Origin of the sequence: Clostridium coskatii, from assembly GCF_001675205.1 — a bacterium.
GTDB classification, from domain to species: domain Bacteria; phylum Bacillota; class Clostridia; order Clostridiales; family Clostridiaceae; genus Clostridium_B; species Clostridium_B ljungdahlii.
This window is the reverse complement of record NZ_LROR01000054.1, coordinates 1-14,700: the sequence shown is the minus strand read 5'-3', so window position 1 is coordinate 14,700 and position 14,700 is coordinate 1. Positions and strand designations below refer to the sequence as shown.

Genomic DNA, 14,700 nt, shown 5'->3' with positions numbered 1-14,700 from the left:
TTTAATTTACACCAAAGACTAATATTTTGCAAAATAAAAGCACCTAGTTTCCTAAGTGCATTGTTAAACATATATTTATTCATTTAAATCTTTTTGTTCTCCTGTAACTAAATAGATGGCCTCTTCACATATATTAGTTACATGATCAGCTATTCTTTCCAAATATTTGCATACAAATAACAATTGGGCAAATTGATTTATCTTGCTTTTATCTTTATTCATCAATTCCAGCATTTCTTTAAATACACTTTTATATAATTTATCTACCTCATCATCCATTTTGCAAACTTCATACGCTTCTTCCACGTTTCTGTCCACATAAGCATCTAATGCCCTCTTTATCATCTTATTTATTATCTCAGCCATTTGAGGTATATATATAAGTTTTCTTTCATACTTTTCATTTTCCAATCTCAATGTAACTTTCGCTATATCTACAGCATGATCAGCTATTCTTTCTAGGTCAGTTACCAATTTAGATGTGGTAAATATTATCCTTAAATCCGTAGCAATAGGTTGTTCTCTTGCTGTCAATCTTATGCACTTATTTTCTATTTCTTTTTGCAAATTATCCACTAAATCGTCATTTTTTATAGTTTCCTTTGCAATTTTTATATCCTGATTAATTAAAGCTTCTATACATTGATGAATTTGCTTTTCAACTACACTTCCCATCCTAAGTACATCATTGTGCATTTCCGATAATTCATAATCAAATTTACTTCTCGGCACAGTATCACCTCTCTTAAATATAATATATACTTTTATTTTAAAATTATAGTTTAGCCAAATCTTCCTGTAATATAATCCTCTGTTCTTTTATCTTTAGGTTTATAAAAAATATTTTCTGTTTTTTGCGCTTCTATAACTTCTCCATTTAGGAAAAAAGCAGTATAATCTGATATTCTACCAGCCTGCTGCATATTATGTGTAACTATTATTATAGTATATTTTTTCTTTAATACATCCATTAATTCTTCTATTTTTAATGTAGATATAGGATCTAATGCAGAAGTAGGTTCATCCATAAGCAGCACCTCTGGTTCTACTGCAAGAGTTCTTGCTATACACAATCTTTGCTGCTGACCACCAGAAAGCCCTAGTGCACTTCTATTCAATCTATCTTTAATTTCATCCCATATGGCTGCCCCTTTTAAACTATTTTCAACTAATTCATCTAATTTACTTTTGTCCTTTATACCGTGTATCCTAGGTCCATATGCTACATTGTCATATATTGACATAGGAAATGGATTAGGGCTTTGAAACACCATTCCAATTCTTTTTCTCAAATCTATTACATCATAATCTTGATATATATCCTTGCCTTCAAAAAACACTTTTCCTTCTATTCTAACTGACTCTATCAAGTCATTCATTCTATTTAAAGTTCTCAAAAATGTAGATTTTCCACACCCAGAAGGTCCTATTAATGCTGTAACTGAATTTTTTTCTACATTCAAACTTACTTTTTTAAGAGCCTGGGTAGATCCATAATATAGATCAAGATCTTTAGTATATATTATATCCATCAACTTTCCTCCTCATTTTTTACCAGTATAGGCTTCATATATTTTTTTCCCGAGAATTCTGGCTAAAAAATTAAACAATAATACCATAATTACCAAAACCGCAGAAGCTTTATTAGCTATTTGTGTAGCGTCTGGTACCATTCCCTCAGAATTTAACTTCCATATATATACTGCTATCGTTTCCGCAGGTCTCATTAAGCTGAAAGCAGAGCCATTATTAGTCAAACTTACATAGGAGAAATTTAATTTAGGTGCACTCATTCCTGCCGTATATAAAAGTGCTGCTGCTTCTCCAAATATTCTCCCTGCCGCAAGTATTATGCCTGTCAGTATCTGTGGTATTGCCGAAGGAAGAACTACCTTCGATATAGTTTGCCACCTTGTTGCACCAAGTCCAAGGCTAGCCTCTTTTACAGGAATTGATGCTATCCTTATAGCATTTTCACTTACCCTAGTTAAAGCTGGCAAATTCAATATAGATATGGCTAGCGTCCCTGATAATAGTGTAAACCCCCAACCGGTCATATTTACAAATATGAGAAGTCCAAACAATCCTACTACAATAGAAGGCAAAGAAGACATAGTCTCTATACACAATCTTATCATATTTAAAAGCTTTCCTTCTCTAGCATACTCTGCTAAGTATATTCCCCCTCCTATACCAAAGGGAACACTTATAATAAGTGCAACTATTAGCATGTAAAAAGAATTAAAAAGCTGAGGTCCTATGCCTCCTCCTGCTTCTCCAAATTTTGCACTTCCAAATAAAAACGATGGTTTAAAAAAGCCTATACCCTTAAACAATATATATCCTATCAAAGCTACCAAAAGAGTTAATACAAAAACAGTTACTGCATAAAAGATTCCAGTCCAAATTCTATCTTTAACTTTAGCATCCATTATTTTATTTCACTCCTTTTTTCAATAGCTCGTATTATTATAATAAATATAAAAGAAATTATTAAAAGAAATAGCGCTAAAGACCATAATGCGTCATTCCATGCAGTTCCAGATACCGTATTTCCCATATCCATAGTTAAAACACTAGTAAGTGTAGATGTAGGACTCAATAAATTTTTAGGGAATTTCACTGTATTTCCTATTACCATTTGCACTGCAAGAGCTTCTCCAAAAGCCCTAGCAAGACCTAATACTACTCCCGTCAATATACCACTTTTAGCAGATGGAATTATGACTCTTCTTATAGTCTGCCATCTAGTTGCACCAAGTCCATAAGATGCCTCCATATAACTTTTAGGAATAGTTTTTACAGCATCTGCTGATATGCTTGCTATAGTAGGTAAAATCATTATACTCAAAACTAATATACCTGCAATTAAGCTAAAACCAATACCTCCAAAACCTCTCTTTAAAAATGGAAGAAGTACACTAAATCCTACCCAACCATATACAACTGAAGGTATGCCTACAAATAATTCTAAAGAAGGTTGTAATATCTTAGAACCTACCTTAGGAGATATATAATGCATAAATACAGCAAGTGCTATGCCTATAGGTGCACTTATTATAACTGCTCCTACAGAAACAAGTATAGATCCTGCGAAAAATATAGATGCCCCAAGTTTTGGATTGCTGCTGTCAGGAACCCAATTAGAAGTAAATAAAAATTCAGTTATAGGATATCTCCATTTTACAAATGTATTTATTCCCTTTGAAAATATAAAAACTATTATACTCAATGTAAGAACTATAATAATTAGTCCACAGAGCGTTGCAAATCCTCTTCCTATATACTCATTTTTTAGTTTATTCCAAAATGACTTTTTCTCCATATTCACCGACCTCAAATTTATATTTTTAATGGCCAACTGTTTTTGCAGCCAGCCATTAAAACCTTCCAAATTATTTTTCATTCATATCACTCATTGGTATATATCCTAGTTTTTTTATAGTATCCTTATTTTCATTGCTGAGTACATAATCTATATAAGTTTTTGCCAGTCCTTTTGCTTCCCCGTTTGTATACATATGTTCAAAAGACCAGAAAGGATATTTTTTAGAAACTATATTTTCCGTTGAAGCTTCAACACCTTCTATTTTTAAAGCTTTAACATTACTTTTTACTGATCCTGTTAAATAAGAAAGAGCTAGATAGCTTATGGAACCTTGAGTAGTTTTAATTGCACTTTCTACATTTCCATTAGAATCCTGGGTTGTTCCAAGTCCTTCCTTTTCATCTTTTCCACCCATTACCGTATCTTTAAATGTAGCTCTTGTGCCAGATGACTTTGTTCTATTTATTACATTTATCTTCATGTCATCTCCACCTACATCCTTCCAATTAGTAATTTGGCCTGTAAATATTTTTTGTATTTGATCTTTTGTTAAAGAATCAACCTTAACATTAGGATTTACTACTACTGCAAATCCTATTGCACATACCTTATGGTCTACTAACTGCTTTGCCTTACTTGCATCTAATTTTGATTCTGCTGTTACGTCAGAATTTCCTATATCTGCGGTATGCTGTAATGCTAAATTTAAACCAGTACCGCTTCCTCCACCTTGAACATTTATAGTTGCCTTCGGGTTTTTCCCGGAAAACGTCTTTCCGATCTGTTCTGCTAAAGGCTGAAGTGCAGTAGATCCTGCTAATGTTATAGCTCCTGTTACTTCCTGTTTAGATCCTTCTGATGTACCTCCAGAACTACTTTGATTTTTGTTTCCACCGCATCCAACAAATGCTCCTGCAACTACAGTAATAGTCATAGCTGCTATAAGAGCTCTTAAGCCTTTTTTCTTCATAATATTAGACCTCCTTAAAATTTGATCCCTAATAATGTGTTTTTATTAACTATGTATTACTACAATGTTTATAATATCCCTCAAAGGTTACTCCTTTATTACATCCATGTTAATTAAAATTAACATCCATACTTATTTTTTAAGTACAGATGTTAATTCGTTGCTTAACTATATATTTTCATTTTTACTATTAGCATCCAGCGGAATTTTAACTGTAAATTTACTTCCCTTTCCAACTTCACTTTGGAGGTCTATAGTTCCACTGAGACCTAAAACTATATGTTTTACTATAGCAAGTCCCAGTCCTGTTCCACCCTGATTTCTTGATCTAGCTTTGTCAACTCTATAAAATCTTTCAAAAAGTCTATTTTGATGTTCTTTTGAAATTCCTACCCCATTATCCTCTACCCATAAAACACAATTATTATCTTGAAGCATTGTTCCAATTTTTACTGTGCCACCATTGTTAGTATATTTTATTGAATTGTCCATGAGATTTATTACCATCTGCTTAAATCTATCTGCATCAGCCCATATACTAGGTACCTTATCTCCTATTTTCTCTATTTTAATATTCTTTTTATATGCTGCGGTTTTCATCATACAGCAAACATCTTTTACTATGTCATCTATTTTTACTTCTTCTACCTTATCTATACTATTACTTTCTATATGTGAAAGAGTTAATATATCATTTATCAACCTGGTAAGTCTATCCGCCTCATCATTTATTATGTTTAAAAATCTATTCTTATTTTCAGCATCATCTACATACTTTAAGGTTTCTGCAAATCCTTTTATAGAAGTAAGAGGGGTTTTTAATTCATGCGAAACATTGGCCACAAATTGAGATCTCATATTTTCCAACTTTTTTATATCCGTTATATCTTGAATCACTGCCACTTTACCTATTTTTTTACTGCTATTTATAATATAGGCTGTTTTTATCCTTAATTCCCTCTCTCTTGGCCACAGTATTTTGATTTCTCTGTAGTCATCCTCCATACTTTTAAATATATCTTCTAGTTCAAAATCCCTTATATTATCTATCAAACTTTCACCAATTATATCTTTTTTTATACCAAATATCTTTTTTGCATAGGGATTTATCATTATAATATTGTACTTAGTATCAACAGCTATTACACCACTGTCCATACTTTTAAGTATTGCCTCTAGTTTATTTTGCTTATCCAGAGAATCCTTTAAGGTACTTTGAAGAGCATCTGCCATATAATTAAATGTATTTGCCAATTCCCCTATTTCATCTTTAGAATTAATTCTCACTCTTTTATCCAATTCTCCACTTGCTATACTAGATGTAGTATACTGAAGCTTTTTTATGGGACCTACTATGGACTTTGAAAGCTTTAATGCAAATACTATAGAAACAAGTATGGAAAAAAGAGTTATAATTATATAATATTTGAAATAATTATCCTCAAATCCCTTAATTGTCTGCATGGTAAATGCACTTCTTACTACATATCCATCTTTAAATATAGTAGCAAAATAAAGTGTTTTTTTACCCGTAGTATCACTGACTCTTACATCATAACCAGTCCCACTTTTTCTTGCTTCTTGAATTTCCTTTCTGTGATTGTGATTATTCATATCCTTTTCTACTGCCACAGAATCGCTTATTACTTTACCATTCCTATCTATTAAAGTTTCTCTTATAAGTTTATTTTGAAATTGCTTTTTAAAAAAACTTCCCCGGCTATCTATCTTTTCATTTTTCAGTACATTTATTATAATCTGGTTATTTACTTTTAAAGTTTGTTTCATATTTTCAATATATTCATGATTTTCAATTACTATAAATAATATAGTTGTTATAAGCATACTAAATATAAGAGTACAAAGCATGGAAAGCGTTAATCTTTTTTTCATTTTTTTCACCAACTACTCTTCTGAATTAAATCTGTAGCCAATGCCACGAATAGTTTCAATATACTTAGGTTTTTTGTCAAAATCCTCTATTTTTTGTCTTAAATGTCTTATGTGTACATCCACTGTTCTAGTTTCTCCAACATATTCATACCCCCATATTTTATCTAATAGAAAATCTCTAGTCATTACTCTTCCCCTATTTTTTATAAGCATTTTTAGGAGTTCAAATTCTTTTAAGGTTAATTCTACCTTTTCACCATTTTTAATTACTTCATGTTTATCAAAATCTATACTTACCTGTCCAAATACATAGCATTTATCTACAGGTTTTAAAGCCGTTCTTCTGAGTACAGCTTTAACCCTAGCAACTAATTCCCTTATAGAAAAGGGCTTTGTCATATAATCATCTGCTCCAAGTTCTAATCCTAGTACTTTGTCAAATTCCTCTCCTCTTGCAGTTATCATTATTACAGGAATAAAAGATATAGCATTGTCCCTTCTTATTTCTTTGCACACATCATATCCATCCATTCCAGGCAGCATTACATCCAGTAAAATTAACTGAGGCATTTCTTCCCTTACAATTTTCAATGCATCTATCCCATTTCCTGCTACAATAGCCTTATATCCATTTTTCTCAAGATTAAATTTAATAAGTTCACAAATATGTTCTTCATCATCTACTATCAATATCTTTTCTTGTAACATAATAATCCCCCATTTTTATTTTAAATAAATAAATGAAAACATTCTTCCATAGTCTTTATCTTTTCTATAAGAATGCATTTCATATTCAGTATTACAATAGGTACATATATCTAAATATTTTATATTTTCACTTTCTATTTCTCTGTCCTGAAGTTGATATAATATACATTTTTTTAGATCAAGATTTCTATTTCTAAATACATCCTTAAATCTATAAAAATCAGAGTTCTTAAATTTATCAATTACTTCTTCCCCAACTTCATAACAACAGCTGTGAATATGTGGTCCTACACATACTATTATATCTTTAGATTCGCTATTGAAATTCCTTTCAAGTTTTTCAATAGTTTTAGAAAGAATACAAGCTAAAGTACCTTTCCATCCACTATGGACTGCTGCTATAACCTTATTTTTTTTATCATATAAAAGTATTGGAATACAATCAGCATTAAAAACTCCTACAGCTGTGTTACTCTCATTTGTAATTATTCCATCTGCATTCTCTTCATCTTTGCCTGTATAAATTATGCTCCGACACCCATGAACTTGATTCAAATATCCCACAGTTTTCAAATTAAACCATCTTTTTAAACTTTCAATATTTTCCTTTCCAGAGTCTGTGGACTTATTAAAACTCAAATCATTTTTGGCTGTTGAAAATATTGCTTCTGCACCTGGCAAATCTATTTTTATAAATTCATATCCTTCTACTGTAATTTTCTTCATATTAATCCTCCATCTAGAATTTATTTCAAAATTAAAAACATATTTAAGATTATCTTAAATATATTTTAACATTGTTTTTTTAATTGATGGGACTATAAATATCTTTTAACTTTAATTTAACATAAAATAAATGGTATGCCTTTAAGCATACCATTTATTTATTTGAAATAAGATTTTTTATTTCCTGCATAAAAGTATTTATATCCTTAAATTGTCTGTAAACAGACGCAAACCTGACATAAGATACTTCATCCACCTTTTTTAAATTCTCCATAATAATTTCCCCTATCTCCGAGGAACTTATTTCTGTAATCATATTATTATTTATCTTTTTCTCTACTTCATCGGTTATATTTTCAATTTGTTTTCTTGAAACAGGACGTTTTTCACAAGCTTTTATTAATCCATTTAATATTTTAGTCCTGTCAAAATATTCTCTATTCATATTTTTCTTTACAACTAAAATGGGTACATTTTCAATTTTTTCATAAGTGGTATATCTTTTATTACACCTTAAACATTCTCTTCTTCTTCGTATAGCCATATTGTCATCTGTAGATCTAGAATCCACTACTTTAGTTTCATTGTATCCACAATAAGGGCATTTCACTTTAATTCACGTCCTTCATATAAGATAGTATACACATTATAATTATATACTTATTTTGTGGAAACTTCTACTCCTCTACAAGATTTTTCCCATCGACTAAAATTACATCTACACCTATTTTTTTTACATTATCCCAGGGTATTTCTATATCTTCATTTTTCCCAAATAATGATATTTTAAAAGTTTGAGATGGTAAAATAATTGATATTATCTTATGCTCTTCACAATTTATCTTTAGATCTTTTATAAAACCTAATTTTGCACCCGTATTTATATCTATTATTTCCATATTTCTTAGATTAGTCAAAGAAAATAAATCTCCTTTTAACTCCATTTATGTACATCCCCCATTTTTATTATTTTCTAACTTAACTTTCACAGTTTAAAAACTTTGCTAAGCAAAGCTTCGCAAGTTAAGAATTAATAATGAAGAATTAATAGTGAAGGATGGTTTTTTGTAGTGTAACGGAAAAAATCCACATTAACTATTAATTCTTAATTCTTAACTATCAACTAAAAAAATTATGCCGCAATTTTTTTATATTAAGTCAAAATTTCATATGTGTGAAAGTTGAGTTTCTAATTATTATAAATTAAACATTATACCTATTTATATATATTTTCGCATATGCCTTAAGGCAGTTTTCTCTAACCTAGATACCTGCGCTTGTGATATACCTATTTCATCTGCTACTTCCATCTGAGTCCGTCCATCAAAAAATCTTAAATTAAGTATCAATTTCTCCCTGTCATTTAATTTTTTCATGGCTTCTTTTATCGATATGTTTTCCAACCAGTTTTCATCCAAATTTTTAGTATCACTTATTTGATCCATTACATAAATTGCATCACCCCCATCATGATATATGGGTTCAAACAGGGAAACTGGATCCTGAATGGCATCCAATGCAAATACCACTTCCTCTCTTGGTATATTTAATTCTTCCGCTATTTGTGATATAGTTGGTTCTTTATTATTTTCCCTTATTAATTTATCTCTAACTTGAAGTGCTTTATAAGCAATATCTCTAAGAGATCTGCTTACCCTTATGGAATTGTTATCCCTTAAGTATCTTCTTATTTCTCCTATAATCATAGGTACAGCATAAGTTGAAAATTTAACATTTTGACTTAAATCAAAGTTGTCAATGGCTTTTATAAGCCCTATACATCCTACTTGAAATAGATCATCTACATTTTCTCCCCTGTTATTAAACCTCTGTATTACACTTAACACCAATCGTAAATTACCCTTTATAAACTTTTCTCTAGATTCATTATCTCCCTGCTGCATCTTTATTAAAAGTTCTTTCATTTCTTTTCCCTTGAGAACTGGCAATTTTGATGTATTTACGCCACAAATTTCTACTTTATTAATTATCATGTAATCAGCCCCTTTAGAATATATAGCATTTTAAGTATTTACTAAGAAGCTGAGTTTTATACTAAAGACAACCCTATAACATTTTATTTATTTCTTTTCTAAGTCTCTTTATTATTCTCTTTTCTAACCTTGATATATAAGACTGTGATATTCCAAGTAAGTCTGCAACCTCTTTCTGAGTTTTTTCACTTTTGCCATTTAATCCAAACCTTAGATTAACTATCTCCTTTTCCCTGTCACTCAATTTTTTCATAGCTAGCATTAGAAGCTGCTTATCCACTTCATCTTCTATAAAATTGTATACTACGTCATTGTCCGTTCCTAAAATATCAGAAAGCAATAATTCATTTCCATCCCAATCTATGTTGAGTGGTTCATAAAAAGAAATTTCTGCCTTTGTTTTACTATTTCTTCTCAGATACATGAGTATTTCATTTTCTATGCATCTAGAAGCATAAGTAGCTAATTTTATTTTTTTTTCAGGATTAAATGTATTTACTGCTTTTATAAGTCCTATGGTACCTACTGATACTAAATCTTCCACATTTACACCTGTATTTTCAAACTTTCTAGCTATATAAACTACCAATCGCAAATTTCTTTCTATAAGAGTAGATCTTACCTTCTCATCCCCAGAAACTAACTTCAAAACCAAATCCTCTTCTTCTTTTTTGCTAAGTGGAGGTGGTAGTACATCATTTCCCCCTATATAATATATGTTTTTTATTGCAAATTTAAATTTTGTAAGTATTCTGTTCAACAATATTTTTAACCTAAGCATAATCATAGCCTCCATCATTTAATTTCCTTTTACATCAAGTGATTTTTAGACTCAAATAGGGTTTACTTGTGAGAAACATTCTTTCTCCATCTGAGTCTTATTAACTGTGTTCTTAGTGTCTTTAGCACTTATAATGCGTTATCCTTTAGGAGAAAATCTTATCCATGGGCGTATCAGCCGTTATACACCTACCGTCTATATCACTCCCCTAGAAAGAAGTGCATGATAATCGTCAAATTTACTCAATTTATCCTTGCAAATAGCAATTATAACTTCTCTATTTTTAGTTTCTTGTCCAAAGTCTATTTTTACTACATCTGGCTTAAAGCCCTGAAGCTTGCCACACTTGCCATTTATAACTCTATAAGGTATATAAAACTTATCCATTTCTTCTAGATTTATATTTTGAAATACAGACTTCTCAACTATCACTACTGGCAAATTGGTAGCTGGCTCCCTAAGCTCGTTCCCGGTATCTAAAAAAGCCCTTACACTCTTACTTTTGTCTTTAAATACAATATCCACATTATAAATTAATTTAAACATCTTGTTCCTATCTTTAACATAAATTACCAATCTATCAATTATTATGTACAACACCATGATAGAAATAAAAAGCCATTCATAAGGGAAATTAATTATCATATAATCTCCTGTATAGGAGCAATTACTATATTCCACAAACATACAAATACCTGCCAGCAGCATAGAATACAAAATAAATACAGCTGAAATTTTAAAATTACATATAAATCCCCTATTACCGAAAGAAATATAAATTAGCATAGCTGCTACTAAAATTTTAAAATAGAAAGCAGAAAATATATTTAAGACTGGATAAATTAATGTAACCGTATAACCGCTTCCTATGGCCGCAGCTAAAATCATAAATTTAAGTTTTATCTTTAACTTAAGAGTTCTTCCTGTAATATATAATAAAAAAAAGTTTACTATAAAGTTTATTAAAATTAGCAAGTCTGCATATACTACCAATTGTAAGCTCACCTCCAGCTTCATTTCCTGTATTTACCTTTATTATATACTTATATATTTCAAAATTTTGTCATTTCTTAATCATATACAATATTTTTATTTTCTATATTATGCCATAAAATCTTTTTTTAGTACTATTTAAATTTATTTGAATTGCATAAAGTTAGACAATAAAAAATCCGTGTATAGTTTAAACTATACACGGATTTTTTCTACTTTCTCTGTCTTCTTAGGAAAGCTGGTACTTCCAAGTTATTTTCATCAATTTTCTCATATTCTACAGAAGCTGCTGCTTCATCCTCATTATTCATCATACTTCGTCTTGAAGATTTGATATCGGATTTTGTTTCCCTCTTAACTTCATCCTTTCCCGTTTCAAAACCTGTAGCTATTACAGTAATTCTTATTTCATCTTTTATTTCCTCATCTATAACGGCTCCAAATATTATGTTTGCATCAGGATCTGCTGCATCTTGAACTATCTCCGCAGCTTCATTTATTTCTAAAAGTCCTAGGTCTTGTCCACCTGTTATATTCAAAAGTACTCCAGTAGCCCCTACTATGGAAGTTTCAAGAAGTGGACTTGATATTGCCTGTTTTGCTGCATCCTGTGCCCTATTATCACCATTTCCCTTACCTACACCCATATGTGCAAGACCCTTGTCTATCATAATTGTTCTAACATCTGCAAAGTCTAAATTTACAAGTCCAGGTATAGTAATTAAATCTGATATACCTTGAACGCCTTGTCTTAATACATCATCTGCAAGTCTAAAGGATTCCATTAAAGTTGTCTTTTTATCCACCACAGAAAGTAACCTTTCATTTGGTATTGTAACCAAAGTATCAACTTTATCCTTCAAATCCTTTATTCCCATTTCTGCATGAAGCATTCTCTTTCTTCCTTCAAAAGGAAAAGGTTTAGTAACCACACCCACAGTAAGTATACCCATTGATTTTGCAATTTCTGCAATTATAGGAGCTGCCCCTGTACCAGTTCCACCACCCATACCTGCTGTAATAAACACCATGTCCGCACCTTTTATAGCTTGAGATATTTCATCCTTATTTTCCTCTGCAGCCTTTTTCCCTATTTCAGGATTTGCCCCTGCACCAAGTCCTTTGGTAAGCTTATCACCTATTTGTATTTTTTGCGATGCTTGTGAAAGCATTAATGCTTGCTTATCTGTATTTATGGCTATAAATTCAACATTTTTTAATCCTTCTTTTATCATTCTATTTACAGCATTGTTTCCTCCGCCGCCGCATCCTATTACTTTTATCTGAGCAAATTGTTGAACATCAACATCAAAATCTAACACAATACCCTGCCTCCTTTATTAAAAAAAATCTGTAAAGAATTGTTTTATTCTTGATACAAAACTACTATCTTTATTTTTTTTACTTGTTTTTTGTTTTTTATCTGTTTCCTCATAATCACATATATCTTTATTTTTAATCGGATCCGTAAATGCTGTATTTTTAACTTTTATTGAATTTGAAACATCTTTTACTACTCCAACTGCTGTAGCATACATAGGACTAGCTGCTCCTATGTATTTTGGAATTCCAATTCTTACAAGCTTCTTCAACACATTTTCACCAAATTTTTCTATTCCATTTATAGCAGCCATTCCGCCTCCTACCATAACTACGCCCGAAAGTTTATCATAATACTCAGAATTTCTTATTTCCTTATCTATTATAGAAAATAATTCTTCTACTCTAGCTTGTATAATTTGAACTAAAATATTATAATCAACTTTTACTTTGTTATTATAATCAGCATCGACTTCTATCTTAAAGTTTTCTTCATCATGGTTTATTTCAAGACTTCCATATTTTATTTTGAGTTTTTCTGCCTCTGAAGCAGAAAGTTTTAAACAAACTCCAATATCATTTGTTATTATATTTCCACCTAAGCCTATAGTACTTATACTCCTCAAATTTCCACCCTCATAAATATAAATATTTATAGACTCTGCTCCTGCATCAACAAGAGCTACTCCCCGTTGAATTTCATCTTCTTTTAATACTACTTCAGATATAGCTATGGGTTGAAATACTACTCCTAAAACTTTTATTCCTGCTTTATTTACACTTTTAAAAATATTATTTACTATTGCTGACTGAGCCATTATTATTTGTGAGTCTACTTCCAATCTTAATCCGCTCATACCTATGGGATCCTTTATTTTGTCGTAACCATCAATTATGTATTGCTCAGGTATTACCCCTATTATTTCTTTATCATTTGGAACCGTAATAATCTTAGATGCTTTTAAAACTCTTTTTACATCATTTTGTTTTATTTCACGATCTTCTGAAGATACAGCAACTACACCTTTATTCCAAATAATCTCACTTATTCCTCCTGGTAAAGATATATACGCTTCTGATATTTTAGTATCAAGCATTCTTTCTAAAGAACTTATACATTTTTTTATAGATTCTGAAGTATTATCTATATCTACAACTATTCCTCTTTTCACTCCCGTACAATTTGAAGAAGTTATACCCATTATCTGTACTCCAGCATGTTTGTCCACTTTTCCAGCAGCAGCACATATATTGGACGAACCTATATCTATGCCAATTATATACTCATTCATTAAAGTATTTTTTCCCTCCTTTGCATAAACATAATTCCTAGATTCAACTTTTTGAATCTTAGAAGACGTTATCCATGTACGCAACCGCTCCTCAATTTCATAAAGTAAGGACCTTATTTACATTCATACAATTTTTATTATAAATATAAAATATTATCACATATTAGAGCATGAGCAGATAGTCATCGGATAAAGAAAACTATAGGAAATACACATCCAAAATATATATTCAACAAAAAATCTAATTTTCCTCTTATATTTTATCACATTTTAATAAAAACTCAAATTAAGTTAAACAATATTAAATTAATTTGGGAATAAATCCTGTTCAAATACACCCCAATAATAAGGGGAAAAGACTTGCAGCCTTTTCCCCTATAAAAATTCATTTAATTAGCTTTTTCTAAATCTTTTATCTTTACACTTCTACTGTGAATAGTATGGTTCCATTCTTTATCGTTTTTGTATATAATTCCTTGAAGAGAAATTGGAAACCATGTTATAACATATAGAGGATAAATTATGTAATACCCAAATATCCTAAGATCTAATTTTTTTTCTAAAATAATAGGTAATTGCGAAACTCACTGATAAAAATGAATAAAAGATGTTTAGAAGTTGCAAAAGCATTGTTAGAAGTTTAAAGACAAATTTTTATGATTTGAAATAACCATATTGATAAAAAAAGGCGCACG

The 14,700-nt window shown here is 30.5% G+C and carries 15 protein-coding genes; all 15 read right to left on the bottom strand.

The window, feature by feature from the left end; translation table 11 throughout:
- Positions 1–75: 75 nt before the first annotated feature.
- The 15 genes from phoU to ftsA all read right to left on the bottom strand — a co-directional run bounded on the left by phoU (position 76) and on the right by ftsA (position 14,005).
- Positions 76–732, bottom strand: a complete 657-nt coding sequence (phoU, locus tag CLCOS_RS12570) for a phosphate signaling complex protein PhoU (protein ID WP_023163101.1) — start codon at positions 730–732, stop codon at positions 76–78.
- 50 nt (positions 733–782) lie between these two features.
- Positions 783–1,532: a phosphate ABC transporter ATP-binding protein PstB gene (pstB, locus tag CLCOS_RS12565; RefSeq protein ID WP_063557262.1), complete on the bottom strand. Its 750-nt coding sequence runs from the start codon at positions 1,530–1,532 to the stop codon at positions 783–785.
- A gap of 12 nt (positions 1,533–1,544) precedes the next feature.
- Complete coding sequence (gene pstA, locus CLCOS_RS12560; protein WP_063600170.1) at positions 1,545–2,432, bottom strand: phosphate ABC transporter permease PstA; 888 nt, start codon at positions 2,430–2,432, stop codon at positions 1,545–1,547.
- Positions 2,432–3,325, bottom strand: a complete 894-nt coding sequence (gene pstC / locus CLCOS_RS12555) for a phosphate ABC transporter permease subunit PstC (RefSeq protein ID WP_063600302.1) — start codon at positions 3,323–3,325, stop codon at positions 2,432–2,434. Before pstC ends, pstA begins: the two co-directional genes overlap by 1 nt.
- Positions 3,326–3,395: 70 nt before the next feature.
- Entirely contained in the window at positions 3,396–4,298 is a 903-nt protein-coding gene (locus CLCOS_RS12550) for a phosphate ABC transporter substrate-binding protein (protein WP_063600169.1), read from the bottom strand.
- Between the two features lie 168 nt (positions 4,299–4,466).
- Entirely contained in the window at positions 4,467–6,191 is a 1,725-nt protein-coding gene (gene pnpS, locus CLCOS_RS12545) for a two-component system histidine kinase PnpS (RefSeq protein WP_063600301.1), read from the bottom strand.
- Positions 6,192–6,203: 12 nt separating this feature from the next.
- Positions 6,204–6,899, bottom strand: coding sequence for a response regulator transcription factor (locus CLCOS_RS12540; protein ID WP_023163096.1), 696 nt, complete (start codon positions 6,897–6,899; stop codon positions 6,204–6,206).
- 15 nt (positions 6,900–6,914) lie between these two features.
- Positions 6,915–7,625: a peptidoglycan editing factor PgeF gene (pgeF, locus tag CLCOS_RS12535; RefSeq protein WP_063600168.1), complete on the bottom strand. Its 711-nt coding sequence runs from the start codon at positions 7,623–7,625 to the stop codon at positions 6,915–6,917.
- 154 nt (positions 7,626–7,779) lie between these two features.
- Entirely contained in the window at positions 7,780–8,235 is a 456-nt protein-coding gene (gene nrdR / locus CLCOS_RS12530) for a transcriptional regulator NrdR (protein WP_013237900.1), read from the bottom strand.
- A 67-nt stretch (positions 8,236–8,302) separates the two neighbouring features.
- A complete protein-coding gene (locus CLCOS_RS12525; RefSeq protein WP_063600167.1) occupies positions 8,303–8,569 on the bottom strand; it encodes a YlmC/YmxH family sporulation protein in 267 nt (88 codons plus the stop codon).
- Positions 8,570–8,845: 276 nt separating this feature from the next.
- Positions 8,846–9,619 (bottom strand): RNA polymerase sporulation sigma factor SigG, encoded by a 774-nt coding sequence (gene sigG, locus CLCOS_RS12520; protein WP_013237898.1) that lies wholly within the window; start codon positions 9,617–9,619, stop codon positions 8,846–8,848.
- Between the two features lie 73 nt (positions 9,620–9,692).
- The gene (gene sigE, locus CLCOS_RS12515) at positions 9,693–10,400 is read right to left on the bottom strand and encodes an RNA polymerase sporulation sigma factor SigE (RefSeq protein ID WP_023163094.1); all 708 of its coding nucleotides are present in this window, start codon (positions 10,398–10,400) and stop codon (positions 9,693–9,695) included.
- A 195-nt stretch (positions 10,401–10,595) separates the two neighbouring features.
- Positions 10,596–11,393, bottom strand: coding sequence for a sigma-E processing peptidase SpoIIGA (spoIIGA, locus tag CLCOS_RS12510; RefSeq protein WP_013237896.1), 798 nt, complete (start codon positions 11,391–11,393; stop codon positions 10,596–10,598).
- 212 nt (positions 11,394–11,605) lie between these two features.
- Entirely contained in the window at positions 11,606–12,715 is a 1,110-nt protein-coding gene (gene ftsZ / locus CLCOS_RS12505) for a cell division protein FtsZ (protein WP_013237895.1), read from the bottom strand.
- A gap of 18 nt (positions 12,716–12,733) precedes the next feature.
- Positions 12,734–14,005 carry a cell division protein FtsA gene (gene ftsA, locus CLCOS_RS12500; RefSeq protein WP_063600166.1) on the bottom strand — a complete coding sequence of 424 codons (1,272 nt, stop codon included), beginning with the start codon at positions 14,003–14,005 and terminating at the stop codon, positions 12,734–12,736.
- Positions 14,006–14,700: the final 695 nt, after the last annotated feature.